Genomic DNA, 26,055 nt, shown 5'->3' with positions numbered 1-26,055 from the left:
TGGCTAACGTGTATCCCGGGGAACCGTGGGCGGGAGGGGCGACGATGGCGACACCACCGGAGCAGGCACTGGAGCGGGCCGCCGGCCGCCGACTGTGGCAGGTCGCCGGGCTCGCGGCGCTGGCCGGGGTGGCCTGGGTGGCCCGCGACGTGCCGGCGGCGCTCGGCGGCCGGCTCACCGGGGCCCGGGCGCAACGGGCGGCCCGCTCGCCGCAGTTCCGCGACGGCACCTTCCACAACCGGGCCGGCCTGCGCAGCACGCTCAGCGAGCCGGGGCCCAACCTGCTCCGGGAGTTGATCTTCGGCAAGCAGCGCCGCCGCCCCCGCACCGCCGTGCCGCTGCGCCGCCCGGACGCCGCACCCGCCGCCGACGAGCGGGAACTGAACATCGTCTGGTACGGCCACGCGTCGGCGCTGATCGAGATCGAGGGACACCGGGTGCTGATCGACCCGGTGTGGAGCGACCGCTGCTCCCCCTCGGCGGCGGTCGGGCCCCGGCGGATCCACCAGCCCCCGGTGACCCTCGACGAACTGCCGCCGGTGGACGCGATCCTGATCTCCCACGACCACTACGACCACCTGGACATGGCCACCGTGCGGGAGCTGGTCCGCACCCAGTCCGCGCCGTTCCTGGTCCCGCTGGGCGTCGGCGCACACCTGGACCGTTGGGCGGTGCCGGCCGAGCGGATCATCGAGCTGGACTGGTCGCAGGGCCACCGGGTCGGCGGGTTGACGATCACCGCCACCGCCGCGCAGCACTTCTCCGGGCGCGGGCTACGCCGCGACGGCACGCTCTGGAGCTCCTGGGTGGTGGCCGGGGCGCACCGCCGGGTCTTCTACACCGGGGACTCCGGCTACTTCGACGGGTACGCCGAGATCGGCGCGGAACACGGGCCGTTCGACGCGACGCTCGTGCAGATCGGGGCGTACGACCGGGCCTGGCCGGCCATCCACATGTTCCCCGAGGAGGCGGTGACCGCCCACCTCGACCTGCGCGGCGGCCTGTTCGTCCCGGTGCACTGGGCCACCTTCAACCTCGCCCTGCACGACTGGGCCGAGCCGGTCGACCGGCTCTGGGCCGAGGCCAAGGCCCGCGACGTCTCGATCGCCGTCCCCCGCCCCGGTGAACGGGTGGTCGTCGACAACCCACCCCCGGTAGACCCCTGGTGGCAACCCATCGCCTGACGTGTAAGGAAGGGCCCCCTGTTAACGCATCCGGTAGAGAGGGGAACCCCTCTCACACCCACCGCGGGCGGACGACCGGCCGGGCACGGCGGCGGGCCGCAGCGGCAGCGGGCGGCAGCGGGCGGCAGCGGCAGCGGGCGGCGGGCGGCGGGCCGGGCTCGACGACGGCGGGCGGCGGGTCGGGCACGGCGGCGGGCGGGGGGTCAGAGGACGAAGGCGTCGGTCCAGAGCGCGCCGGAACGGCCGGAGAGGGCGTCCAGCATGGCCACCGCCTGGCCGTCGGTGAGCTGGGCGACGAAGTCGATGATCGCCCGACCGCGGGCCCGGGAGATCCGGTCGACGGTACGCGGATGCAGCTCGGCCTCGGCCAGTTCGACCAGGTCGTGCAGCCGGCGCGGCAGCCGGGACTCCTCCTCCGGGTCGAGCAGCCACTCCCACAACGCCTCGACCAGGGTGGCCAGCAGCCGGGCCTGCCCCCGCTGGTGCAGGGCCAGGTCGGGGCGGGCCAGCACGAACCGGTGGTGGACGAACTTCAGCACCTGTACCTCGTGCCACTGGGCCGAGCCGAGCAGCACGTGCCCGGAGCGCATCGATGGCTGTGCGGTCACGGTGATCGCGTCGACCAGCCGGTTGGTCCACCGGGCGGAGAAGCGGGCCACGTACTGCTCGGCCTCGATCGAGCCGTCGAAGGGCAGCGCGAGCAGCCCCTCGACCAGTTCGGTCCGGACGTGCTCGACGGCGGCGGCGAACGCCTCGTCGTCGGCGATCCAGTCGTCCTTGTGGTGCAGCTGCCGGCGGAGCAGCTCGATGGCCGCGCCGGGCCGCCGGGACGCCCCGGTCAGCGCCGGGCCGGTGACCGCCCGGAAGTGTCCGCTCTCCCGCTGCCAGGCCATCAGCTCGGCGGACACCGCCCCCTGCTGGAGCACCCCGACCCGGTAGAAGTCCTCGACGTCGTGGATGGCGTACGCGATGTCGTCGGCAGTGTCCATCACCGACGCCTCGACGGTCTGCTGCCAGTCGGCGATCCGGCCGACGAAGGGTGCCCGTGCCTGCCGCAGGTCCTCCAGCTCGGTGCGGTACGCGCCGAACTTCGACGAGCCGCTCTCCGGGTCGTCGGGGGGCACGGTGGCCCCGCGCGGGGGCGGGTCGAGGTGGCGGGGGTGCGGGTCGGGATGGTCCAGCCGGGTCCACGGGTACTTCAGCAGCGCCGCGCGGACCGCCGCGGTCAGGTCGAGACCGGTGGTGGCGGCGCCGCGGATCTCGGTGCTGGTGACGATCCGGTACGACTGCGCGTTGCCCTCGAACCCGTCGGTGAGCCCGAGCCGCTGCCGGGCCAGCCGGTCCAGCACCCGCTCCCCCAGATGCCCGAAGGGCGGGTGGCCGAGGTCGTGGGCGAGCGCGGCGGCCTCCACCACGTCCGGGTCGCAGCCGCCGAGGTCGACCAGTAGGGCGCGCCGGTCCTCGTCGGCGGTGAGCCGTTCGGCGATCGCCCGGGCCACCTGGGCGACCTTGAGGCTGTGGGTCAGCCGGTTGTGCAGCAGCAGCCCGGATCCGCCGGGGCTGACCACCTGGGTGACCCCGCCCAGCCGGGCGAAGAACGGTGAGCTGACGATCCGGTCCCGGTCGGCCCGGAACGGGCTGCCGGCCAGGTCACCGAGGGCCCGCGCGCTACCACCGAAGAGTCGGCGGGCGCGCGCGTCGGCGGGGGTCTCCATGATCGCCACGCTAGCCTAGGAGTCACGGCCGTCAGGGGGTGCCGGCACAATGCAGGGCGGACCCCACCCGAGAAGGCGGATCATCATCGTGACCCAGTCTGTTCATCAGCGCATCGCCGAGGAGCTCGGCGTCGCCGAGCGCCAGGTACGGGCGGCCGTGGAGCTGCTCGACGGCGGTGCCACCGTGCCGTTCATCGCCCGCTACCGCAAGGAGGCCACCGGCCTGCTGGACGACGCCCAGCTGCGCAGCCTGGAGGAGCGGCTGCGGTACCTGCGGGAGCTGGACGAGCGGCGCGCGGCGGTGCTGGAGTCGATCCGTGGCCAGGGCAAGCTCGACGAGGCCCTGGAAGCGCAGATCATGGCGGCCGACTCCAAGTCCCGGCTGGAGGACATCTACCTGCCGTACAAGCCCAAGCGGCGGACCCGGGCGCAGATCGCCCGTGAGGCCGGGCTGGAGCCGCTGGCCGACGCGCTGCTGGCCGACCCGACGCAGGAGCCGAAGGCGGTCGCGCTCGGCTATGTCGACGGCGACAAGGGGGTGGCCGACCCGGCCGCCGCGCTGGACGGCGCGCGGGCCATCCTGATCGAGCGGTTCGCCGAGGACGCCGACCTGATCGGCGGGCTGCGCGAGCAGATGTGGTCGCGGGGGCGTCTGGTGGCCCGGGTACGCGACGGCCAGGAGACCACCGGCGCGAAGTTCGCCGACTACTTCGACTTCGCCGAGCCGTACCCGAAGCTGCCCTCGCACCGGATCCTGGCCATGTTCCGGGGTGAGAAGGAGGGTGTGCTCGACCTGACCATGGACCCGGAGCCCGAGGGTGACTCCGACGCCGTGCCCACCGGCCCCAGCCGGTACGAGGCGGCCATCGCCGGCCGGTTCGGGATCACCGACGCGGGCCGCCCGGCCGACCGTTGGTTGGCCGACACGGTGCGCTGGGCCTGGCGTACCAGGGTGCTCATCCATCTCGGCGCGGACCTGCGGATGCGGTTGTGGCAGGCGGCCGAGGAGGAGGCCGTCCGGGTCTTCGCGACCAACCTGCGTGACCTGCTGCTCGCCGCGCCGGCCGGCACCCGGGCGACGATGGGGCTGGACCCGGGCCTGCGCACCGGGGTGAAGGTGGCGGTGGTGGACGCCACCGGCAAGGTGGTCGCCACCGACACGATCTACCCGCACGAGCCGCGCCGGCAGTGGGACGCCTCGATCGACACCCTGGCCCGGTTGGCCGGCGCGCACGGCGTGGAGCTGGTCGCGATCGGCAACGGCACCGCCAGCCGGGAGACCGACAGGCTCGCCGCCGACCTGATCAAGCGGCACCCGCAGCTCGACCTGACCAAGGTGGTCGTCTCCGAGGCAGGGGCGTCGGTCTACTCCGCCTCCGCGTACGCCTCGCAGGAGCTGCCCGACCTGGACGTCTCGCTGCGCGGGGCGGTCTCGATCGCCCGCCGCCTGCAGGACCCGCTGGCCGAGCTGGTCAAGATCGACCCGCGCTCGATCGGGGTCGGGCAGTACCAGCACGACCTCTCCGAGCTGAAGCTCTCCCGCTCGCTCGACGCGGTGGTGGAGGACTGCGTCAACGCGGTAGGCGTCGACGTCAACACCGCCTCGGCGCCGTTGCTGACCCGGGTCTCCGGCATCGGCGCCGGGTTGGCGGAGAACATCGTGCTGCACCGGGACGCCAACGGCCCGTTCCGCAGCCGCACGGAGCTGCGCAAGGTCGCCCGGCTCGGCCCGAAGGCCTTCGAGCAGTGCGCCGGCTTCCTACGTATCCCGGCCGGTGACGATCCGCTGGACTCCTCCAGCGTGCACCCCGAGGCGTACCCGGTGGTCCGGCGGATCCTGACCCGCACCGGGCAGGACCTGCGCTCGCTGATCGGGCAGAGTGCGATCCTGCGCGGGTTGAAGGCCACCGACTTCGTCGACGACACGTTCGGTCTGCCCACCGTCACCGACATCCTGGCCGAGTTGGAGAAGCCGGGCCGTGACCCGCGGCCGGCGTTCCGTACGGCGACCTTCGTCGAGGGCGTCGAGAAGATCGGCGACCTGACCCCGGGCATGCTCCTGGAGGGGGTGGTCACCAACGTCGCCGCGTTCGGTGCCTTCGTCGACGTCGGCGTGCACCAGGACGGCCTGGTGCACGTCTCGGCGATGTCGCGCACCTTCGTCAAGGATCCGCGCGACGTGGTGAAGTCCGGCGACGTGGTCCGGGTGAAGGTCCTCGACGTGGACGTGCCGCGCAAGCGGATCTCGCTGACCCTGCGGTTGGAGGACGAGCCAGGCGGCACCGGCGGCGGTGACCGGCGCGACCGGTCCGGGTCCGGGCAGGGCACGGGCGACGGCGGCCGGGGCGGCGCGCGCGGCGACGGCGGTCGCAGTGGCGACGGCGGCACTCGCGGTGGCCGGGGCGGTGACGGCGGCCGGGGTGGTGCGCGCGGTCGCGACGGTGGTCAGGGCGGCCGGGGTGGCGACGGCGGGCGGGGCGGTGCCCGGGGCGGGCAGCCCCGTCAGGGCCGGGGCGGCTCCGCCCCGGGCCCGGCCAACGACGCGATGGCCGAGGCGCTCCGCCGGGCCGGCCTGGCCTGAGGCAACTCCCGGCACACGCCGCCGTCCCGGTCCGCGCGGGCGGGCCGGGGTGGCGGCGTACCGTCGGGGGGGTGGCGGTGACCGACGACGACTCGCGGTGGCGGGAGCAGCAACGGCATGCGGTGCGGGCGCACGCCGAGGCGGACGAGGCCCGGCGGGCGGTGGAGCAGGCGCAGGCGGCGCGGCTGGTGGCCGACTTCGCCGCCGAGGCGGTACGCCGTGGGCTGCGGCCCACCCGGCTGACCGCCCGCTCCTACGACGGGCGGGCCCGGTACCGGACCCGCCTCACCGGCTGGTACGTCGACCAGGCCCGCACCCGGGCGGTCGACACCGACGGGCGGTTCCACCTGCTGATGGTCCCCGGTGGGCTGCGGGCCCGGTTGTTCGGCGCGGATCCGCAGCCGGACCCGGCACCGCTGGTCATCGGCCGGGGCGGGCGCGACGGCGAGTCGATCGAGCTGCGGGTGGCGTTGCAGCGGCGGCTCGCGGCCGGCGACGAACCGACCTGACCGGCGACCGCCGCCCCGGGCCGGGCTCAGCTCCCGTCGGCCGGTGCGGTGATGCTGTAGCAGTTCATCCGCCGCTGTTCCCGGGTGAGGTAGCTGCCCACCGGCGTCCAGCCGCAGCGCTGGTAGAAGGCGTTCACCCGGTCGTTGTCGTCGGCGTCGGTGACGAGATAGGCGCTGGTGGCGCCCTGCTGTCGGGCGCGGAGCCACCACCTGTCGATCAGGGCGCGGCCCCGGCCGGTGTTCTCGACCGCCGGGTCCACGCAGATGGAGCTGAGCAGCGCGCCGTGGGCCGCCACCGGCACGTCCCCGCGGTAGGCGATCCCGCGCAGCAGGCGCAGCGCGGTCCGGGGGCTGCGCAGCGCCGGCCACGCGGCGGCCACGGCCATCCGCAGGCCCCGTCGGCGCAGCAACCGACGGTAGAACGCCTCCGGGCGTACCGAGCCGACGACGATGCCGGCCAGCGCGCCGTCGGCGGTCCGGGCCACCACCGTCACGGCGTCGGGGTCCAGCAGGAACCCGTGGTAGTACTCCCGCAGGAACCGCTCCCCCAGGCTGGACAGGAAGAAGCGGGGGAAGGCCCGGACGTGCAGGGCCGCCGCGGCGTGGATGTCGGCCCCGGTCAGTTCCTCGGTGTCGACCACTCCGGTCTCGGTCATCGACGCCTCCCGGTCTCCGCGGCCGCCCGCAACGCGGCCTCCACCCGGTCAACGCCGGTGGCCACCGAGAAGGTGCGCCGGTAGTACTCCCGACCGGCCAGCCCGAGCAGGTCGAGCTTCTCCCGCCCCAGTTGGCAGATCTCCCGGAGGCCGTCGGCGATCGAGTCGGGGTCGCCGGGGCGGGCGACGATCCCGGCGCCGCTGTCGCGGGCCACCGTGGCGACGTCGCCCTCGGCCGCGGCCAGCACGGCCCGACCGGCGGCCAGGGTCGCCTGCACCTTGCTCGGCATGGTGTACGCCCCCATGCCGCTGGGCCGCAGGCTCACGTAGTGCACGTCACCGGCGGCCATCAGCGCCGGCATCCGGTCCCGGGGCAGGCGGCCGAGGAACCGGATGTCACGGGAGCTGGCCGCCGCCCGTTCCCGCAGGCGTTGCTCGGCCAGGCCGGAGCCGGCGACCAGGCAGACCAGCCGGGGATCATCGACCAGCGCGCAGGCGTCGACGAGGGCGTCCAGCCCCTGCGCCTCGCCGATGGTCCCGGCGTAGACGAGCACGATCCGGTCGGGTCCGATGCCGAGTTCGGCGCGCAGGTCGGTGTGCGGCGGCGCGGGTGTCTCCTCCGGCGCCCACAGGGGCAGGTAGACCAACTTCTCCTCGGGTACGCCCCGGCGGGCCAGCAGCTCACCCACGCCCGGGGAGATGTAGCCGATCCGGGCCGCGCTGCGGTACATCGCCGCGCACCAGCCGGTCATGCACTTCTCGGCCGCCGCCCGGCCGCGCCCGTCGCCGAGGAATCCGCTGGCCGCGACGCTGTCCGGCCAGAGGTCCAGCACGTGCAGCAGCACCGGCACCCGGTGGGCGTAGCGGACGAACCACATCGGCAGCGAGACGGTGATGGGCGAGTTGCTCACCCAGAGCGCGTCGAGTCCGCGCAGCGTACCGGTGCCGGAGGCGAGGGCGGAGGCGGCGAACGAGGTGTAGGACGCCAGTCGGCGTACCGGCGAATTGTCGTGGCTCGGGTAGAGGGCGACCCGGCGGACGGCCACCCCGTCGCGGGTCTCGTCGGCCCGCCGGGACATCCGGTAGCCGGGTGCGAGCCGCCCGGTGGGGTAGTTCGGGAAGCCGGTCAGCACCCGTACCTGGTGTCCGCGACCGGCCAGCCCCCGGGCCAGGACGCCGGGTAACGCGGCCGGACCCGGCTCCGGGTCGAACCACTGACTGAGCAGACCAATCCGCATTTAACTCACCTCTCGGATCTCTGCCTGGTTTTCGTGAATATCGCCCCTGATTACGCCATTGGAGCCTATCCTCATGCGCAACAAACCGGACTCAAATGGGGCAACCAGGAGGATCAGGCATGGGCGACCGCACTCTTCCGTTCGCGCTTCCCGATCTCGGTGAGGCCGAGATCAGGGCGGTCAACGAGGCCATCCGCTCCGGCTGGGTCTCCTCCGGTCCCCTGGTACGCGAGTTCGAGCAGCGGTTCGCCGAACGCTGCGGCCCCGGGGTGACAGCCGTCGCGCTGAACTCGGCGACCGCCGGCCTGCACCTGGCGCTGGAGGCGCTCAGCCTGCCCCGGGGCGCGGAGGTGCTGGTGCCGACCTGGACCTTCACCGCCACCGCCGAGGTCGTGGTGCACGTGGGTGCGATCCCGGTGTTTGTCGACGTGGACCCGGTGACCCTGAACATCGACCTGGCCGACGTTACCCGGAAGGTCACCGCCCGCACCGCCGCGGTGATGCCCGTGCACTTCGCCGGCCAGCCGGTAGCCGCCGAGGCGCTGCGGACCTTCGCCCGCGACCACGGGCTGGCCGTGGTCGAGGACGCCGCGCACGCCTTCCCGGCGGCCAGCGCGGGGGTGCCGGTCGGCGGCGGTGACTCGGCGGCCACCGTGTTCAGCTTTTACGCGACCAAGACCATCACCACCGGCGAGGGCGGCATGCTGGTCACCCGCGACCCGGCCCTGGCCCAGCGGGTACGCACCATGCGGCTGCACGGTTTCGACCGGGACGGCTTCGACAGGTACCGCAGCACGCTGCCCGCCTGGCAGTACAACGTGGTGGAGGCCGGGTTCAAGTACAACCTGACCGATCCCGCCGCCGCGATGGGGCTGGTGCAGCTGGACCGCGCCGAGGCGATGCGCCTGCGCCGGGCCGAGATCGCCGCCCGCTACCGGCAGGCGTTCACCGGCCTGCCGATCGACCTGCCCCAACCGGCCCCGGAGACCGACCTGCACTCCTGGCACCTGTTCGTGGTGCGGCTGCGCCCCGAGGCCCCCGTCGGGCGGGACGGCTTCATCGCGGAGCTGGCCCGGCTCGGCGTCGGCTGCGGCGTCCACTTCATCCCGCTGCACCGGCACACCTACTGGCAGCAGCGGTACGCCCTGACCGACGAGATGTTCCCGGTCGCCAGCGCGGAGTTCCCCCGGGTGGTCAGCCTGCCGATCTTCTCGGCGATGGACGACGCCCAGGTGGAGCTGGTCATCCGGACCGTCAGCAAGGTGCTCCAGTGAGCAAACGACTCTTCGACATCGTCGTCGCCGCGCTGGCGCTGCTGCTCGCCTCCCCGCTGCTGCTCCTGATCGCCGTGGCGGTCCGCTGCGACGACGGTGGACCGGTGTTCTTCCGGCAGGAACGGGTGGGCCTGCGCGGCAAACTGTTCCTGATCCACAAGTTCCGCACCATGCGCGCCGGCCCCGGGGTGCTGGTCACCTCGGACAGCGACGACCGGATCACCCGCCTCGGGCGGATCCTGCGCGCCACCAAGCTGGACGAGTTGCCGCAGCTCTACGACGTACTGATCGGGCGGATGAGCCTGGTCGGCCCCCGGCCGGAGGTGCCCCGCTACGTCCACTGCTGGCCGTCGGTGGCCCGGTGGCGCATCCTGTCCATCCGCCCCGGCATCACCGACCCGGCCGCCGTCGCCTTCCGCAACGAGTCGGCACACCTGGCCGACCAGGTGAACCCGGAGGAGCACTACCTCTCGGTGCTGCTGCCGCAGAAAGTGGAGATGTACCTGCGGTACGTGGAGACCCGCACCATCCTCGGCGACCTGCGCATCCTGCTGGCCACCGTCCGGGCGGTGCTCTTCCCCGCCGGCGTCCCCGTGCCCCGGCAGGCCCCGACCCGGCCGACCGGGTTGCCGGCCGCCGTACCCGACGGTTTCGACCGGATCGGGGTACGCGCCCACAGCGACGCCTGACCGGGCCTGCCCCGCCGGTCAGCCGAGCAGGCGCAGGCTCTCGGCGAGGCGGACCAGCGCCGCGTCGGCCCGCGACATCCGACCCACGACGGTACGCAGGGTGTGGCGGGCCACGGGTCGGTGCCGTACCTCGGTCGGTGCGGTCCGGTCGGCGAGCAGCAACGCGTCGGCGGCCGCCGGCAGGTCGTTGCGCCGCACGCAGGCGCGGGCCACGTCGACCAGGTGGGCCAGTGGCGTGCCCCCACCGCAGCTGAGAGCGACGGTCCTCGGCCACGGGCGTCGTCCACCTGATCCACGTCGCCCGAGCAGAGGACGACACCCTCCTGGAAGTATCGGAGTCCGTCTGGCCGGCGGACCGGATCGAGATCATCGATGATTACGACATACCGCAAGCGCCCGAGGAAGCAGCAGGGCTCTCGGACATCTGACCGGACAATTCCGCTGCAAAGGATGACCCGCCAGCCGAGGCGTCCCAGGACTGGGTGTTGATCGACTCGGTTGAGCTGATACGGCTGGGTCCGAGGCGGTTTGATACCGCCATATCGGCCCAACCGAGTCGATCAACATCCAGCCGGGCCCGTGCGGAGTCGTTCCCGCCCTCGAAGCCACCAGGGGAGGCGATCAGCATCAGCGCTGGACGCGTCCAGACAATGCGGAACCACTGGTGGTGGCGACCGGGTTGGCGAGCTGGGCGAACCTTCCACGCCTGCCAGACCACCAGAACAAGGAAACTGTCGCCGGCCGGTCGGGCGCTCGGGTGTACCGGGCCGGGGGAAACGCTAGGCCGCGTCTCAGGTGCGGATGCCGGCCCAGGCGTGGTGGCGGCGGACGGTGGAGAGGATGAAGTCGACCACCCGGCGGGAGGTGTCGGTCACCTGGTAGTCGGCCGGGCAGGGCACCCCGTCGGCGGTGACCTGGGCGACGGTGACCTCGATCGCCTCGACCACGCCGGCCGGGTCGAGGCCGGTCATGATGATGCCGCCGGCGTCCAGCGCCTCCGGGCGTTCGATGGACTCCCGCAGGGTCACCGCGGGGAAGCCGAGGATGGCCGACTCCTCGCTGATCGTGCCGCTGTCGGAGAGGGTGCAGTAGGCCCGGGTCTGCAGGTGGACGTAGTCGAGCAGCCCGAACGGCTCGTGGAAGGCGATGCCGTCCAGGGTGGACGCGTCCGGTGCGAGCGACTCCAGCCGCTTGCGGGTGCGCGGGTGGGTGGAGACCAGCACCGGGAGCCCCCACCGGTCGCGGACCGCGCCGAGGCAGTCGAGCAGTCGACGCAGCCGGTCGGGGTGGTCGACGTTCTCCTCCCGGTGCGCGCTGACCACGACGTACCGGCCGGGGGTGAGGTCGAGTCGGTCGAGCACCCGGGAGGCGGCGATCTCGCCGGCGTGGTGGGCCAGGACCTCGCGCATCGGTGAGCCGGTGTGCAGGATGCGGCGCGGGTGCAGGCCCTCGGCGAGCAGGTTGCGGCGGGCGTGTTCGGTGTAGACCAGGTTGAAGTCGGCGATGTGGTCGACCAGCCGCCGGTTGGTCTCCTCCGGCACGTTCAGGTCGAAGCACCGGTTGCCGGCCTCCATGTGGTACACGGGTATCCGCATCCGGCGGGCCATCAGTGCGGCGATGCAGCTGTTGGTGTCGCCGAGCACCAGCAGCGCGTCGGGGCGCAGCTCGGTGAGCGCCTCCTCCATGCCGACCAGCACGCCGCCGAGCACCCGGCCCAGCGAGGAGGTGTCGACCCGCAGGAACCGGTCCGGGCGGCGGACCCGCAGCTCGGTGAAGAAGATCTCGGACAGGGTGCTGTCCCAGTTCTGCCCGGTGTGCACGAGCAGGTGGTCGACGGTCTCGTCGAGCCGGGCGATCACCCGGGACAGTCGAATGATCTCGGGTCGGGTACCGACCACGGTCATCACCCGGGTCATGTCGTTCCTCCTCGGGTCGGGGCGACCGGGACGGCTGCGGAGATCCGCACGTTCACGCGGGAACCGCCACCGGGGCGGCCCGGTCGGCCTCGACCGGCTCACGGTAGGTGTCCGGGCGGGCCGGGTCGAACAGTTCGTTGGTCCAGAAGAGGGTGACCAGGTCCTCGGTGCCGGTGTTCACCAGCTTGTGCGCCCACATGGTCGGCATGTCGACGATCACCGGTTCCCGGCCGCTGACCGCGAAGCGCAGCACCCGGTCGTCGCCGACGCGCCGCAGGCTGATCTCGGCGGTGCCGCGCAGCACCACGAACCGTTCCATCTTGACCAGGTGGAAGTGTTCGCCGCGGGTGGCGCCGGGGCGGGTGGTGGAGCAGAAGGTCTGGCCGGTGCCGCCGTGCATCCGGACCGTCTCGACCAGTTCGCCGCGTTCGTCGGCGCGGCGGGCCAGCGGGATCGGGTAGTGCGCCGGGAAGCAGTGCGAGCGGTAGGTGTTGAACAGCCGCATGTCGTGCCGGTCGGCCAGCGGCGGGATCTCGCCGGTGCGGTAGGTGTCGGCCCAGCCGGTCAACCGCTCGGCCAGGTCGGCGACCCCGAGGTGCAGCATCGGCAGCTCCGGGTCCCACGAGCCGCCGGCCGGGACCCCGAGCAGCAGGGCGGCGGCGTCGGTGACGTGGGCCAGTGCCATCGCGCGGTCCTCCTGCACCTCGGGTACGTGTCCCTCGGCGAGCAGCCGGCAGAAGGTGGCCACGACGGAGTTGTGGTAGGCGCGGCCGTGTTCGCCGTACAGGTTGGGCAGTCGCAGGTCGACCAGGTCCGGCCGGGCCGCCATCAGGGTCGCCGCCGCGACGGCCTTCGAGTCGCCGTAGGGCGTGCCGTTGCCGGCCTGCACCGAGTTGGCGAAGACCACGGTGGCGGGTGCGGTGGCGCACCGGCGCAGGCCCCGGACCAGCGCGGCGGCCAGCTCGACGTTGCCGGCGGCGACGTCCACCGGGTTCCCCCGGTTGACCCCGGCCAGGTGCAGCACCCGGTCGACGCCGTCGAGGCGGGCCGCCAGGCGGGACTCGTCGGAAAGGTCGGCCCGGTCGATCAGCACCGGTTCGGGCCAGCCGAGCACCCGGGCCAGCACCCGCACGTGCCAGCCGAGGAAGCCGTTCGCCCCGGTGACGGCCAGCCTCAGCATGCCAGCACCGCGTCGCGGGCGCCCAGCTCCGCCCGGATCTCCGGCAGCGTCTGCAGCAGCTCCACGATCTCGGGTACGGTCAGCCGCCGCGCGTTGGCGGAGTTGAACTCGTCGACCGACCGGCCGCCCAACTCCCCCTCGGTGACGTAGAGCGCGTAGTTGAGGTCCCGGGCGTCGATCGGCACCCGGTAGAACTCGCCGAAGTCGTCGGCCTGGGCCAACTCCTCCGGACTGGCCAGGGTCTCGTGCTGCTTCTCGCCGTGGCGTACCCCGATCGTCTCGAACTTGGTGGGTACGTCGAAGAGCTGGCAGATCGCCTCGGCCAGGTCGCCGACGGTGCTCGCGGCGGCCTTGTTGACGAAGATGTCGCCGGGCCGGGCGTACTGGAAGGCGTGTTCGACCAGTTCCACGGACTCGGCCAGGGACATCAGGAAGCGGGTCATCTGCGGGTCGGTGACGGTCGGGGCACGGCCGGCCTTGATCTGCTCGACGAAGAGCGGGATGACCGAGCCGCGCGAGTACATGACGTTGCCGTAGCGGACGCAGGAGACGACGGTACGGCTGGCCGGGTTGTTCCGGGCGTACGCCTGGGCGGTCTTCTCCATCAGGGCCTTGCTCATCCCCATCGCGTTGATCGGATGGACGGCCTTGTCGGTGCTGAGCAGAACCACCGAGGCGACCCCGTTGCGGTCGGCGGCCTCGATGACGTTCGTGCTGCCCAGGATGTTGGTCCGGACCGCCTCCAGCGGGAAGAACTCGCAGGACGGCACCTGTTTGAGCGCCGCGGCGTGGAAGACGTAGTCGACGTCCCGGGTGGCCCGGTACACCGAGTCGAAGTCCCGCACGTCGCCGACGTGGTAGCGCACCCGGTCGTCGGCCACCACGCGGCGCATCGCGTCCTGTTTGGCCTCGTCCCGACTGAACACCCGGACCTCGGCGACGTCGTGGGTGAGCAGGCGACGGGTCATCGTCTGGCCGAAGGATCCGGTGCCTCCGGTGATCAGGACCCGGCTGCCGGCAGGTACAGCGCTCACAGATGCTCCTGTTCGGGGTTGACTCACGGGCGGGGCCCCGGTGCCGGCACCCGGCGTCGCCGGGTGACCTGGAGGGCCCTGCCCAACTCAACGACCCACCTGACCGGCAAGTAGTGGGAAATGGTAGAAATCGGACTAACTTCCGCACTCCGTCCCTCGGTCTGCCGCAGCGTCCCTCCGCCGGCCCCGGCCGCCTGCGGCCCACCGGTCCGGTGCCGCTGGGCCAGCGACATCCCCAGGCAGATCATCGCCAGCAGGGCGGCCGGGTACAGCAGGACCTTGAGGGCGGACTGGGCGTCGGTGCGGAAGACCACCGGCAACGAGGCGACGGCGAGCACATAGAACAGCTGGCCGACCCGGCTGCCCCGGGCGTCGAAGCGGGCGTACAGGAAGGCGAGCAGCAGACCCACCAGGAACGGCAGGAGGAAGACCCCGACCGCGCCGAAGTTGAGCGCGCCCTCCGCCGGCAGGCTGAAGTTCCAACCCAGGTCGCCGTTCTGTTCGGCGATCTCCCGGAACTTCGCCACCCCGGTGTCGGTCGGCGGGCCGAACAGCGACCGGCTGAGGAAGCCCGGCAGCAGGCGTAGCACGCCGGCCAGGATGGTGGCACCGTCGAGCACCTGGTCGCCGGTGACCCGCTCGGCGATCACGCCGGTGGTGACGGTCAACGGGACGGAGTCCAGCACCGTCATGCCCACCACCGACGAGCCCGGGGTTCCGTTCGCCGCGTTGCGGTACAGCACCACCCCGACGACGAAACCGGCCACGGCCAGGAAACCCAGCCCGGCCCGTACCGTGCCGCCCGGGGTCCGGGTGAGGAAGACCAGCACCGCGATCATCACGGTCAGCGCCGCCCCGCGTTCCCCGGTCAGCCCGACCAGCACCACGTACCCGGCGACGAGCGCCCCGTCGAGCGGGGAGAAGAGCCGCTGGCCCGCCCGCAGCCGCGCCGACAGGATCAACACGACCGCGACCGGGGCGACCAGGTCCCGGACGATGTTGAACGAGTGGATCCCGAGGCCGGCCGGCGCCGAGCCGTAGGCCCGTACCGCGCCGCTGACGACTCCCCAGCACGCCAGGGCCAACGGCAACAGCAGCAGCAACCGGCCCACCAGCAGGAGCCGGCCCGGATCGACCGACCGCACCGAGGCGGTGGTGCGGGCCGCGAACGGCACCGCGCAGCCGAGGGTGAACCCGACCACGGCCAGCGCCATCAGCGCGGGGGTGTCCGGCGAGAGGTCGGCGAGCGGGATCGGCACCCGGGCCGCCTCGCGGGCCGGGGCCGTCCAGAACCAGGCACAGGGCACGAGGCAGACCGCGGCCACGTACCCCGATCCGAAGATCAGCGGGTGGAACAGGTCGACCGGTCCGGCCCGCCGGGACCGGCGGACCCCTTCCACGAGACCACCGAGGGCGATCAGCCCGGCGAGCAGGAGCACCGAGGGAACATCTGGCATGACAGGAGAACCTTCTCGTGAGTGCGGCGTCGTGCGCCGTGCGGGTTCGTGGGTTCGGGCCGGCTCGTTCAGACCGGCGCGTCGGCCGGTGCCTCCTCGGAAACCAGGTGTCGCAGCCGGCGGGCCATCGTGCCGGCGGTGTCCGCGGCGACCAGCCGGGGCAGCCGCCGTGCGCCCAGGCGGTACTCGGCCAGCATGGCCTCGGCGAGCCCGCCGACGTCACCGGCCGGGAAGCGGCGGCCGTTGCCGGCAGCGACCAGGTCGTCGGCGGCGGCCACCTCGTCGGAGGCGACGACCGGGGTACCGAGACCGAGCGCCTCGTTGACCACCAGCCCCCACGGCTCCCACCGGGACGGGACCACCACCACGTCCGCGGCGGCGTAGACCGCGCCCAGCCGGTCGTGGGCGACCGGTCCGAGGAAACGGCAGTCGGCCGGCCGCCGCGCCACGTGGGCGGTGACCGACGCGGTCAACGACCCGGTACCGACCAGCACCAGCCCGACCGAGCCGGCCGGCAGCCGGTTCCGTACCAGGTCGAACGCGGCGAGCAGGTCGGTGACCCCCTTGAGTTCCTCCAGCCGGCCGACGTAGCCGAACACGAAACGGTCGGTCAGCTCCCACCCGACGCGCAGCGCCGCGGCCTGCTCCGCGCCCCGGGGCAGCTCGGGCAGGGCGAACGGGACCAGCTGTAGCCGGTCGAAGCCCAGCAGGCGCCAGTACGCGGCGTTCGCCGAACCGACCGCCCAGATCTCCGGCTGGCCGAGCAACCCACGCAGGTAGTGCCGCTTGAGCCAGCGCCGCAGCGGCGGGCGGGCCAGTTCCGCCCGCACATTGCTGTCGCACCTGACGATCAACGGAATCCGGCGGACCCGGGCGGTCAGCGCGGACAGGATGTGCGCCCACCCCCGGTAGCCGAACAGGCAGACCACTTCCAGCGTCGGTGCGGACAGCGACCGCAGCAGGGCCCGGCGACCCGACGGGTTGGTCAGGACGGTGTACGGGTGCCGGGGCCGCTGGTCGCCCCAACCCCGGGTCTGCTCCTCCCGGTCGAACCGGTAGTAGACGTGCACCCGGCCCGGCCACGCGGCGTGCAGGCGGTCGAACAGGGGGGTGTGGTGCGGGGTCGGACACTGCAGAACGAACAGGAACATGCTCCAGCGGACCCTTCGGCGACGCGCCGAGGGTTTCCTCGGCTGGTGGGCGGCTCCGGTACGCGTCCGGTATCCGGGTCAACGACCGACACTCCGGTGTGTAACGAAAGCGTCACGACGGCCGGTGCGTCGTCGTTAGCCGTGGGTACGGCACCTGACCAGGCCAGCGGCGACAGGAGAAACCCGATGACCAGCGCGCTCGAGGACAGCCGGAAGGTGGTGCGCTACATCTGGACGCACCCGGCCAACCGTCGGCACCGGGTGGCCAGTCTCGCCCGGGCCACCGCCTTCCAGCTGCGGGCCCGGTTGACCGGCCGCCCCGCGCTCACCCCGATCGGCGAGCACAACCGGATGTGGGTGCACCTGCACCAGCACGGCGCGTCCAAGGTGCTCTACGCCAACCCGCCGGACTGGCCGGAGATGCAGGCGTGGAAGGCGCTCCTGGGCCCCGGCGACCTCTTCGTGGACGTGGGCAGCAACGCCGGGACGTACAGTCTCTGGGCCGCCGAGGCCGGTGCCCGGGTGATCGCGGTCGAACCGGATCCGGGTGCCGTGGAGCGGCTCCGGCACAACATCGCCCTCAACGACCTGCAGGACCAGATCGAGGTCCAGCAGTGCGCGCTGGCGGCGGAGCCCGGCCGGCTGCGGTTGACCAGCGGCCGGGACACCACCAACCACCTGCTGCCGCCGGATGAGGAATCCGGCACCCTGGTCGAGGTCCGCACCCTGGACGAGTTGCTCGGTGACGACCGGGCCGCCGGTATCAAGATCGACGTCGAGGGGGCCGAGCGGATGGTGCTCGCCGGTGCCGCACGGGCCCTGCGCGAGCACCGGATCGACGTGCTGCAGCTGGAGTGGAACGAGCAGAGCGAACTGCTCTTCGGCGAGACCCGGGCCCCGCTGGCGGACCTGCTGCGGGGACACGGCTACCACCTGCTCCGCCCGGACGACCAGGGCCGGCTGCGGCCCACCGACGCGTCCGGGTACGGCGCCGACCTGTTCGCGGTCCGCCCCGGCCTCCGGTAGCGGCCTCGGGCGGCACCGTCACCGCCGTCGGCCGCTGCTCGTTGACCGGGCATGGCCGACTGTCCGCCCGGCGCGGGCGACGACCCCGGGGGGCGCGACACCGCCGTGGCGCCCTTCCGCGTGCTCACCACGTACAACTTCTTCGAACCGGGGTTCCGGGCCGGTGGACCGGTCCGGTCCATCGCCCGGATCCTCGACACCTGCTCGGAGCAGACCTCGGTGACCATGGTGACCGGTGACCGTGACCTGGGTGCGCGGGAGCCGTACCCGGGGCTCTCCGGGCGGTGGGTGACGCGCGGCCGGGCCCGGATCTTCTACCTGTGCCCGCGCCGGCCCGGCCAGTGGTGGGCGCTGTGGCGGGCGCTGCGGCAGGGCCACTTCGACCTGCTGTACGCCAACGGGATGTTCGCGACGTACTCCATCGCCCTGGTCCTCGCCGCCCGGTACGGTCTCGTCCGGTCGACCCGGCTGGTGATCGCCCCCCGGGGGGAGTTCGAGCCCGCGTGCCTGTCCCGGAGACCGTTGAAGAAGCGATGTTTCCTCTGGTGGTGGGGGCGGCTGCTCAGGCACCGCGCCGACGTGGCCTGGCACGCGACCTCCCCGCTGGAGGCGACCCGGATCGCCGCGGTCTTCCCGTGGGCCCGCATCGAGGTCAGCCCGGTGCAGGTGGCGCTGCCCGCCGAGCCGATCGAGGCGGCACCGCACCACGGCGTGCCCCGCCTGGTCTTCGTCGGCCGCATCCTGCCCAGCAAGAACGTGGCCCTGCTGGTGGAGGCGTTGGCGCTGGTCGGCGCCCCGGTCTCGGTGGATCTGTACGGGCCGGTCGAGGACGCCGCGTACTGGGCCCGGTGTCGCCGGCTGATCGCCGGGCTGCCCGCCCACGTCGACCTGCGTTACCACGGTGAGCTCCGACCCGAGGTGGTCCGGGAGACCTTCGCCAGGTACGACGCCTTCCTGATGCCGACGCTCGGCGAGAACTTCGGGCACGTCATCGCGGAAAGTCTCTCCGCGTCGTGTCCGGTCCTCTGTTCCGACCGCACGCCCTGGGGTCCGGTGTTGGCCGCCGGCGGTGGGACGGTGATCCGGGAGCTGACGCCACAGGCGTGGGCGCGGGAGATCGACCGGCTGCTGGGCCGTTCGGCCACCGCCCGCCACGACGCCCGACGTGCCGCCGGAGCGGCCTACCGCACCTGGCGGAGCAGTGTGGACGGGCCGAACGTCCTCGACCGGCTCCGGCTGCGTCAGGGTGCGCTCCCCGCCGGGGCGACGACCTCCGAACCGGTGCCCGCGGCCTCGCCCGGGACCAGGTGAGTCCACACCACCGCCGGGGTCGGTTCCGCTCCCTCGGCACCGGGCAGGTCGATCCGGGTGACCGCCAGGCACCGGGCGGGGTACGCGGGCAGACCGTGGTCGCGGCGCTGGCCAGCCTGCTGGGCGGGCTGCTCAACGCGGGCATCCTCGCGCTGAGCGCGCGGGCCGGTCAGACCGGCGAGATCGCCGCCTACACGGTGATGCTGTCGGCCCTGGCGGTGGTGACGGTCCTGCTCGCTGGTGGCGCGTCCCTGTTGTACCTGACCGGCGACGACCGGCAGCGGCAGGCGGTACGCAGCCACCGGCTGTTGATCGTCCTGCCGGTGATGGCGCTCAGCGCGGTGGGCGTCACCACGGTCTTCGCCACCCGGGGGTACGGCGTGCCCGCCCTGGCCACCAGCGCGGTGGTGGCGATCGGCAACAACCTCGGCGAGCTGTACCTCGGTGACCTGGCCCGGCGGCTGCGGTTCGGCACCGCCGCGGTGGTCACCACGGCACCCAAGGTGGCGGCCCTGGTGCTGCTGCTCACCGGGGTGCCGTTGACCATGGCCCTGGCCGTCGGCGCGGTGGGGCAACTGGTGGCCGGGGAGGCCCTGGTCAGCCGGGGTGCCGCCGGCCGTGGCCCGCTCTGGCACCGGTTGTCGATGCGCTCGGCGGTCGCCGCCTTCGGGATGAACCGGCAGCTGATGGCCTACAACCTGGCCGAGGTGTTCACCGGACGGGCCGGTGGGGTGGCCCTGTCCACGGTCGCCAGCCCGCACGTGGTGGGCACCTACGGCGCGGTCTACAACGTCTACGTGGCGCTGGTGGCCGTGCTGTACCAGGGGCTGCGGGTGCCGATGGCCGCCCGGGTCCGTACCCGGCAGGCCGCCTTCCGCAACTCCGGCGGCCGGGAGGGCGAGGCGCTGATGGTCGCGGCGGCCGTGCTGGCGGCGGTGGGTGGCCTGTACTGGGCGCCCTGGCTCAGCACCGGGCTGCTCGGCCTGACCGAGCCGGAGTCGACGCACTGGCTGCAGCTGCTGGCCGTGGCGTTGCCCTTCCTGACCGCGAGCCGGGCGGTCGGGCTGCGCCGGATCGCCGACGGGGACTACCGGGCGGCCACCCGGCTGACGGTGCTGACCGCCGGGCTGACGGGGATCGGGCTGCTGGTGCTGGTGCCCACGTGGGGACCGGCAGGTGCGGCCGGCGCGACCACGGTGGCGGAGGTGCTGACCGTCGGCGTCCTGGTGGTGGTCGCGGCGGTGCGGGCCGGTCCGCTTCGGCGGCGGCGTCCGTCGGAGCCGGGCGGGGTGGGCCGGCACCGCCGGTCAGCGGTCGGCGCCGAGCACGTCGACCAGCCGGTCCGGGCGCGCTGAGCGTCGGGTGAGTGAGTCGAGGAAGGCGGCCATCCGCCGGCCCTGGGCGCGGCGGTCCCGGGTCTCGGTGACGAAGCTCCGGCCGGCGGCGGTCAGGGCGGTGGCCCGCTCCGGGGCCAGTTCCAGCGCCCGCCGCATTGCCGCGGTCAGACCGGCCGCGTCGTCGGTGTCGGCGAGGATCAGGTACGGCCGGTAGTCGTCCGGGATGCCGGGCAGCCGGGTGGTCACCACGGGTGTCCCGGCGGCGAGATACTCGATGATCTTGGAGGGGAACGAGTACGGCACGAAGTCCTGGTCGACCGGGCGCGGGTTGACCAGGACCGCCGCCCGGGCCAGCCGGGGCGCCAGGTGGGCCCGCTCCAGCAGCTCCGGCTCGGCGATCCGGGGGTCCCGGACGGCCTGCTCGCGCAGCCACGGCTCCAGGTCGCCCCGACCGTACAGGCGCAGCGCCAACTCCTGCCCCGGCAACGCCCGGAACGCCTCCACCAGCCGGTCCACGCCGTACGCCCGGCTCAGCCGGCCGGCGTACACGATCTCCCGCCGACCGTCGGCGGCCGGTGGCGCGGCGACGGCGGCCGGTGGGGTGAAGATCCCCTCCATGATCAGGTGGGGTCGTCCCGGTGCGAAGTCCTCGGCCAGCGGACGGGTAAGCGCGATCACCCCCGCACAGCGGCGCAGCGCCGCGCAGACCAGTGCCGCGTTGACCCGGCGGACCAGCCGGACCACGGTGGGATCGCCGGGCTGCGCCAGGCCGGGCGGATCGGTGAGCACCGGCACCACGGCGATCCGGTGCCGACGGGCCAGCAGCAGGCCGCACCAGAGGAACGGCGCGTGGACCCCGTGCACGAGCAGGACGTCGGGACGCCGCCGGCGCAGCACCCGCCGGCCGTGCCACAGCGCGGAGGCGAGCCGGGTGACGAACTTGACCACCGGCAGGTTGACGAAGCCCAGCAGTTGCCCCTCGACCCCGTCCTGCTGGAAGCCGGCCGCGGAGAACCGGATCCGGCGGTTGCCCGGGTAGGTCGACACCGGCGGCACCGACAACAGCCACACCGGGCAGCCGGCCTCCCGCAGGCCGTGCGTCAGCCCCCAGGCGAAGGTGTGCGTCTGGGTGGCGTCGAGGACGTCGGTCGCCAGGGCCCGGGCCAGGGCGTCGTCGGGCACGGTGAACCCGAGCAACGCGATCCGGCTGTTCTGTTCGGTCGACATCCGCCGCACCCTCCCTCGCGATCCCGGACCGCCGGGTCGGCGGAGGCGGCGGTGCCGCCGGCACCCGGGGAACGCTCGACGACCTCCGTCGTTCGTCCGGAGGGTGCAACGACGCGGTGACCGCCGGGTAACCGATCCAGCTATTGACATGAATCACGCCGGGCAGAAGGCTCGCGGGCAGTGATCGATCCTTGAACGACAGGGGGCGGGATGAGGCGCACACGGCTGGCGATCGCCAGTGTGTTCACTCTGGTCGGCGCGCTGGTGCTGACCGCACCGGCGAACGCGAAGCCAACGGCCGCGCCGGGCGGCCACGACAGCCTGGAGGTGTACGTCGGCACGGTGAACCCGCAGCAGTTGGAGAAACTGCGGGCCACCGGCGCGGACCTGGGTCACGACCACGGTGCCACCGACCGCTCCGGCAACACCGAGATCGAGACGGTGTTGAGCGGGCGTCAGGCGCAACGCCTGGCGGCCCAGGGCGTCCGGCTGCAGGTGAAGAAGGTCCGCGGCAAGGCCGCCTCGCAGGCGCTGCGGGAACAGGCCGCAGCGGGCTGGAAGGCGTTCCGGTCCTACAGCGAGCCGGGCGGCATCCGGGACGAGATCACCGCCACCGCGGCCCGCTACCCGAAGCTGACCAAGGTGGAGACCATCGGCCGCTCGGTGCAGGGCAAGCCGATCCTGGCGCTCAAGGTCACCAAGGACGCGCAGACCCTCGCCGACGGCGCGCGACCCTCGGTGCTCTACGCCGGCACCCAGCACGCCCGGGAGTGGATCACCCCGGAGATGAACCGCCGGCTGATGCACCACGTGCTCGACAACTACGGCAAGAACCAGGAGATCACCCGGCTGGTCAACACCACCGAGCTGTGGTTCCTGCCGGTGCTCAACCCCGACGGGTACGACCACACCTTCACCCCGGGCAACCGGCTGTGGCGCAAGAACCTGCGGGACAACGACGGCGACGGTCAGATCACCTCCGTCGACGGTGTCGACCTCAACCGCAACTTCGACTACAAGTGGGGCTACGACAACGAGGGCTCCTCGCCCGACCCGGCCAGTGAGACCTACCGGGGTCCGTCGCCGAACTCGGAGCCGGAGACCAAGGCGCTGGACCGGTTCTTCAAGCGGGTCGGTTTCGAGTTCCTGGTCAACTACCACTCCGCCGCGCAGCTGCTGCTCTACGGGGTCGGCTGGCAGGTGGCCACCCCCACCCCGGACGACGTGATCTACGAGGCGATGGTCGGCGACGACGCCAACCCGGCGGTGCCCGGCTACGACCCGGACCTCTCGGCGGAGCTGTACACCACCAACGGTGACACCGACAGTTACGCCACCGTCAAGTACGGCACCCTCGGCTTCACCCCGGAGATGTCGACCTGCACGGCGGCGGCCGAGTCCGACCCGGACGACCAGTGGCGGCCGGAGGACTGCGTCTCGGAGTTCATCTTCCCCGACGACGAGAAGCTGATCGCCGCCGAGGTGGCCAAGAACCTGCCGTTCGCGCTGGCCGTGGCGAAGTCCGCGAAGCAGCCGGACGAGCCGGTGTCGGTGGTCGGGCGCAGCACCCCGGACTTCGTGGTGGACGCCTTCGACACCTCGTACGGTCGCAACCAGCAGGTCGCCGCGATCACCCGGCGGTCGCTGAAGAACGTCAAGATGCACTTCGTGGTCAACGGTGGCCGCCCCAAGAGCGTCGAGGTCAAGGAATGGCGCGGCGGCGAGCGGTACGGCGGCAGCCACGACGACTACTACGCCGAGCTGCGCGGCCGGGTGACCGGCACCAAGCCCGGTGACCGGGTCGAGGTGTGGTTCTCCGGGCGCAAACCGGGCACCGGCGTGGTCGGTAGCGAACGCTTCACCTACCGGGTGCACGACGACATCGGCGGTGACGTGTTGATCCTGGCGGTGGAGGACGTCACCGGCCTGAGCCCCACCCAGGAGGGCAGCAGCGCGAAGTACGCCGACGAGATGGCCGCGTCGCTGACCGCCGCCGGGCGCACCAGCGACGTGTACGACTTCGACACGGCCGGCCGTAAGGCCCCGCACCACCTGGGCGTGCTGTCGCACTACGACACGGTGCTCTGGGAGACCGGGGACGACGTCATCCCGCGCTCCCCCGGCCAGGTCGCGGGCACCGCGGCGCGGGCCGCGGCGGAGACCGAGCTGTTCGTCCGGGACTACCTCAACGAGGGCGGCAAGCTGCTGCTCAGCGGCAAGTACGCGCTCTACGCCCAGTCCGCCAACGGCCCGTACGGCTACCAGCCGACGCCGCCGGCGGAGTGCACCGATCCGGCGGACGCGAGCTGTCTGCCGTTGCTCAACGACTTCCAGCAGTACTACCTGGGGGCGTACAACTACGTGAGCGACGGGGGCACCTCGCCCGACGGTGACCCGTACCCGGTCAGCGGCTCGGCGGGGCCCTTCGCCGGCTTCTCCGGGACGCTGAACGCGCCGGGCTCGGCGGCCAACCAGGACCACACCGCTTCCTTCCTGACCACGTCGAGTTTCCTGCCGCCGGACGAGTTCCCGCAGTTCGCAAGCTCCGCGCCGCTGGGTTGGCAGCGTCCCGGCGGGGCGCCGTTCGATCCGCGTACCGGCCAGTGGTACCTGCACAGCGGGCAGTCCGACGAGGCGTACAAGCGGCTGAGCCGGACTGTCGACCTGACCTCGGCCAGCAGCGGTGAGCTGCGGTTCTGGACCTCGTACGACATCGAGACGGACTGGGACTTCATGATCGTCGAGGCGCACGAGGTGGGCACCGACGACTGGACCACCCTGCCCGACGCCGGCGGGCGGACCACCACCTCCACCGGGGAGAGCTGCCAGTCGGGCTGGGTGGCCCAGATCCACCCGTTCCTCGGCCACTACCAGGGCGCCGACTGCTCCCCGACCGGCAGCACCGGTCAGTGGCACGCCGTCACCGGGACGTCCAACGGGTGGCAGGAGTTCTCGATCGACCTGTCGGCGTACGCCGGCAAGCGGGTCGAGGTCGCCATCTCGTACGTCTCCGACTGGGCCACCCAGGGGCTGGGCGTCTTCCTCGACGACGCCCGGGTGATCGTGGACGGTGCCACCGTCGCGGAGACCTCCTTCGAGACCGAGGACCTGGGCGGTTGGACGGTCTCCGGTCCGCCGGAGGGCACCGCGCCCAACAGCACCGACTGGTCCCGCAGCCAGCAGGCCTTCGAGGAGGGTTCGGCGGTGGTCACCGCGGACACCGTCTACCTCGGGTTCGGCCTGGAGGGGTTGCCGCCGGCGGCCCGCGACGATCTGGTCGCCCGGTCCCTGACCCATCTGGAGGGAGCCGCCCGGTGACCCCGCCGTCGCACCTGACGGCACCCTGGGCGGGCACCGCCCGCCGTTGAACGACCCGGCTGCGCCCGGTGGTCTCGTGGACCACCGGGCGCATTCGCCTGTTCCGGGTGCGGGTGCGAAGTAGGGTGAGGCATCAATCGCCCATAGCGTCCCAATTGCCGTGAGATCTCCTCACGGGTGGGCGCTGCCCTGGAGGACATGCCAGTGAGGACAGCACTCGTGCCAGCCGCCCCGTGGGCGCAGGTGGGCAGCACCGACGACGTGCCGGCCGGGAAGCCCTCCGGCTCACGGTGGCAGCGCCCGGGGATCGCCCTGCTCGCCCTGCTCGCCCTGCTCGCCGCCTGGCAACCGAGTCTGGTCAGCCACTACGGCGCCGTCCTGGCCATCCTGGTCATCCTGGTCAGCGGCCGGCGTTGCGTGATCCGGGTGCCCGAGGTGCTGGCCCTGGTCCTCGCCGCCTGGGCCTACCTCGCGGTGCTGTGGTCGACCGACGCCACGGCCGCCGCCTGGATGGCGCAGTTGTACGCCACGGCCTGCCTGGTCTTCGTGGCGACCCGGATGGTCGTACGCACCCGCACCGCCCTGTTCTGCGTCGCCTACGGTGGCATCGCGGGCACCCTGATCACCGCCGGCAATCTGCTCACCGGCGGTGATCCGACCCAGTCCCTGATCCGTACCTCGATGGTCGAGTTGTCCACCCGTTACGTGCAGGACGACAGCAACATCAACTACACCGCCTACACGCTGCTGGGTGGGATGTTGCTCGCCACCCTCCTGCTCCTGCTCCGACCCAGGACCAGGGTCGAACAGGTCGGCCTGGTGGTGGCCCTGACCGTGCTCGGTTGGGCGGTCCTGCTCGCCGGGACCCGGGGAGCCGTGGTCGGTGCCTTCCTCGGCATCTGCTACCTGCTGCTCAGCCGGTTCGCCCCGGCGGGAATGCGCACCGCGGTCCTGGTGGTCACCCCGGCCGCCATGCTCGTCATCTCGATCGGCTGGTACGTCCGGTTCACCCCGGAGCTGCTCTGGCTCGACGCGGTCCTGGGCCGTCCCACCGGCGACCTGTCCGGCCGGATGCTGCTCTGGCCGGAGGCGCTGTCCTCCTGGGCCTCGGCGCCGCTGCTCGGCATCGGCCCCGGAATGTTCGTCGTCACCGGACGACTGCACGTCGGCGCGCACAACCTGCTCCTCGCGCTCGGCAACGACGTGGGGCTGATCGGCGTCCTGCTCTACCTCGGGATCTTCATCTTCGCGC

Annotated in this window: 19 protein-coding genes and 1 pseudogene; 10 read left to right on the top strand and 10 right to left on the bottom strand. The window is 72.7% G+C overall.

The window, feature by feature from the left end:
• Positions 1 to 44 precede the first annotated feature (44 nt).
• Positions 45 to 1,184 carry an MBL fold metallo-hydrolase gene (locus GA0070617_RS11370; RefSeq protein ID WP_091436271.1) on the top strand — a complete coding sequence of 380 codons (1,140 nt, stop codon included), beginning with the start codon at positions 45 to 47 and terminating at the stop codon, positions 1,182 to 1,184.
• Positions 1,185 to 1,387: 203 nt separating this feature from the next.
• Here GA0070617_RS11370 and GA0070617_RS11365 read toward each other — a convergent pair whose 3' ends face one another.
• Complete coding sequence (locus tag GA0070617_RS11365; RefSeq protein ID WP_091446246.1) at positions 1,388 to 2,899, bottom strand: deoxyguanosinetriphosphate triphosphohydrolase family protein; 1,512 nt, start codon at positions 2,897 to 2,899, stop codon at positions 1,388 to 1,390.
• A gap of 49 nt (positions 2,900 to 2,948) precedes the next feature.
• Here GA0070617_RS11365 and GA0070617_RS11360 point away from each other — a divergent pair, with 49 nt between their 5' ends.
• A complete protein-coding gene (locus GA0070617_RS11360) occupies positions 2,949 to 5,480 on the top strand; it encodes a Tex family protein (RefSeq protein WP_175440499.1) in 2,532 nt (843 codons plus the stop codon).
• A 77-nt stretch (positions 5,481 to 5,557) separates the two neighbouring features.
• Positions 5,558 to 5,989 carry a hypothetical protein gene (locus GA0070617_RS11355; RefSeq protein ID WP_091446244.1) on the top strand — a complete coding sequence of 144 codons (432 nt, stop codon included), beginning with the start codon at positions 5,558 to 5,560 and terminating at the stop codon, positions 5,987 to 5,989.
• Between the two features lie 26 nt (positions 5,990 to 6,015).
• On the opposite strand, the gene GA0070617_RS11350 is transcribed toward GA0070617_RS11355, so the two are convergent.
• Together GA0070617_RS11350 and GA0070617_RS11345 are read right to left on the bottom strand one after the other, a co-directional pair.
• Entirely contained in the window at positions 6,016 to 6,645 is a 630-nt protein-coding gene (locus tag GA0070617_RS11350) for a GNAT family N-acetyltransferase (RefSeq protein WP_091436268.1), read from the bottom strand.
• Positions 6,642 to 7,883: a glycosyltransferase family 4 protein gene (locus GA0070617_RS11345; protein ID WP_091436266.1), complete on the bottom strand. Its 1,242-nt coding sequence runs from the start codon at positions 7,881 to 7,883 to the stop codon at positions 6,642 to 6,644. Before GA0070617_RS11345 ends, GA0070617_RS11350 begins: the two co-directional genes overlap by 4 nt.
• Before the next feature lie 119 nt (positions 7,884 to 8,002).
• On the opposite strand from GA0070617_RS11345, the gene GA0070617_RS11340 reads away from it, so the two are divergent.
• Positions 8,003 to 9,157 (top strand): DegT/DnrJ/EryC1/StrS family aminotransferase, encoded by a 1,155-nt coding sequence (locus GA0070617_RS11340; protein WP_091436265.1) that lies wholly within the window; start codon positions 8,003 to 8,005, stop codon positions 9,155 to 9,157.
• Positions 9,154 to 9,846, top strand: coding sequence for a sugar transferase (locus GA0070617_RS11335; protein ID WP_091436263.1), 693 nt, complete (start codon positions 9,154 to 9,156; stop codon positions 9,844 to 9,846). The genes GA0070617_RS11340 and GA0070617_RS11335 overlap by 4 nt, the downstream gene beginning before the upstream one ends.
• A gap of 18 nt (positions 9,847 to 9,864) precedes the next feature.
• On the opposite strand, the gene GA0070617_RS11330 is transcribed toward GA0070617_RS11335, so the two are convergent.
• From GA0070617_RS11330 to GA0070617_RS11305, 6 genes are all read right to left on the bottom strand, one after another.
• Positions 9,865 to 10,059 carry a hypothetical protein gene (locus GA0070617_RS11330; protein ID WP_091436261.1) on the bottom strand — a complete coding sequence of 65 codons (195 nt, stop codon included), beginning with the start codon at positions 10,057 to 10,059 and terminating at the stop codon, positions 9,865 to 9,867.
• Between the two features lie 578 nt (positions 10,060 to 10,637).
• Positions 10,638 to 11,762: a non-hydrolyzing UDP-N-acetylglucosamine 2-epimerase gene (gene wecB, locus GA0070617_RS11325; RefSeq protein WP_091436260.1), complete on the bottom strand. Its 1,125-nt coding sequence runs from the start codon at positions 11,760 to 11,762 to the stop codon at positions 10,638 to 10,640.
• Between the two features lie 52 nt (positions 11,763 to 11,814).
• On the bottom strand, positions 11,815 to 12,942 hold the full coding sequence (locus GA0070617_RS11320) for a polysaccharide biosynthesis C-terminal domain-containing protein (protein ID WP_091436258.1): 1,128 nt from the start codon (positions 12,940 to 12,942) through the stop codon (positions 11,815 to 11,817).
• A complete protein-coding gene (locus GA0070617_RS11315; RefSeq protein WP_091436257.1) occupies positions 12,936 to 13,976 on the bottom strand; it encodes a polysaccharide biosynthesis protein in 1,041 nt (346 codons plus the stop codon). The genes GA0070617_RS11320 and GA0070617_RS11315 overlap by 7 nt, the downstream gene beginning before the upstream one ends.
• 23 nt (positions 13,977 to 13,999) lie before the next feature.
• Positions 14,000 to 15,433 (bottom strand): hypothetical protein, encoded by a 1,434-nt coding sequence (locus GA0070617_RS11310; RefSeq protein ID WP_139135636.1) that lies wholly within the window; start codon positions 15,431 to 15,433, stop codon positions 14,000 to 14,002.
• Between the two features lie 68 nt (positions 15,434 to 15,501).
• The gene (locus GA0070617_RS11305) at positions 15,502 to 16,584 is read right to left on the bottom strand and encodes a glycosyltransferase family 4 protein (RefSeq protein WP_091436253.1); all 1,083 of its coding nucleotides are present in this window, start codon (positions 16,582 to 16,584) and stop codon (positions 15,502 to 15,504) included.
• Positions 16,585 to 16,770: 186 nt separating this feature from the next.
• Between GA0070617_RS11305 and GA0070617_RS11300 the strand changes: the two genes are divergently transcribed.
• The 3 genes from GA0070617_RS11300 to GA0070617_RS11290 all read left to right on the top strand — a co-directional run bounded on the left by GA0070617_RS11300 (position 16,771) and on the right by GA0070617_RS11290 (position 20,276).
• Complete coding sequence (locus GA0070617_RS11300) at positions 16,771 to 17,610, top strand: FkbM family methyltransferase (RefSeq protein WP_091436251.1); 840 nt, start codon at positions 16,771 to 16,773, stop codon at positions 17,608 to 17,610.
• 105 nt (positions 17,611 to 17,715) lie between these two features.
• On the top strand, positions 17,716 to 18,921 hold the full coding sequence (locus tag GA0070617_RS11295; RefSeq protein WP_175440498.1) for a glycosyltransferase: 1,206 nt from the start codon (positions 17,716 to 17,718) through the stop codon (positions 18,919 to 18,921).
• On the top strand, positions 18,918 to 20,276 hold the full coding sequence (locus tag GA0070617_RS11290) for a polysaccharide biosynthesis protein (protein WP_091436247.1): 1,359 nt from the start codon (positions 18,918 to 18,920) through the stop codon (positions 20,274 to 20,276). Before GA0070617_RS11295 ends, GA0070617_RS11290 begins: the two co-directional genes overlap by 4 nt.
• Here GA0070617_RS11290 and GA0070617_RS11285 read toward each other — a convergent pair.
• Positions 20,229 to 21,485 (bottom strand): glycosyltransferase family 4 protein, encoded by a 1,257-nt coding sequence (locus tag GA0070617_RS11285; RefSeq protein ID WP_175440497.1) that lies wholly within the window; start codon positions 21,483 to 21,485, stop codon positions 20,229 to 20,231. The genes GA0070617_RS11290 and GA0070617_RS11285 overlap by 48 nt on opposite strands.
• A gap of 210 nt (positions 21,486 to 21,695) precedes the next feature.
• On the opposite strand from GA0070617_RS11285, the gene GA0070617_RS11280 reads away from it, so the two are divergent.
• Positions 21,696 to 24,803 carry a M14 family metallopeptidase gene (locus GA0070617_RS11280; RefSeq protein ID WP_091436242.1) on the top strand — a complete coding sequence of 1,036 codons (3,108 nt, stop codon included), beginning with the start codon at positions 21,696 to 21,698 and terminating at the stop codon, positions 24,801 to 24,803.
• A 198-nt stretch (positions 24,804 to 25,001) separates the two neighbouring features.
• A pseudogene (locus GA0070617_RS31460) lies at positions 25,002 to 26,024 on the top strand (O-antigen ligase family protein); the annotation flags it as partial.
• Positions 26,025 to 26,055 lie beyond the last annotated feature (31 nt).

Origin of the sequence: Micromonospora yangpuensis (genome assembly GCF_900091615.1) — a bacterium.
Classification (GTDB): domain Bacteria; phylum Actinomycetota; class Actinomycetes; order Mycobacteriales; family Micromonosporaceae; genus Micromonospora; species Micromonospora yangpuensis.
Note: the sequence above shows the minus strand (reverse complement) of the source record. Positions and strands in the feature narration are given on the sequence as shown.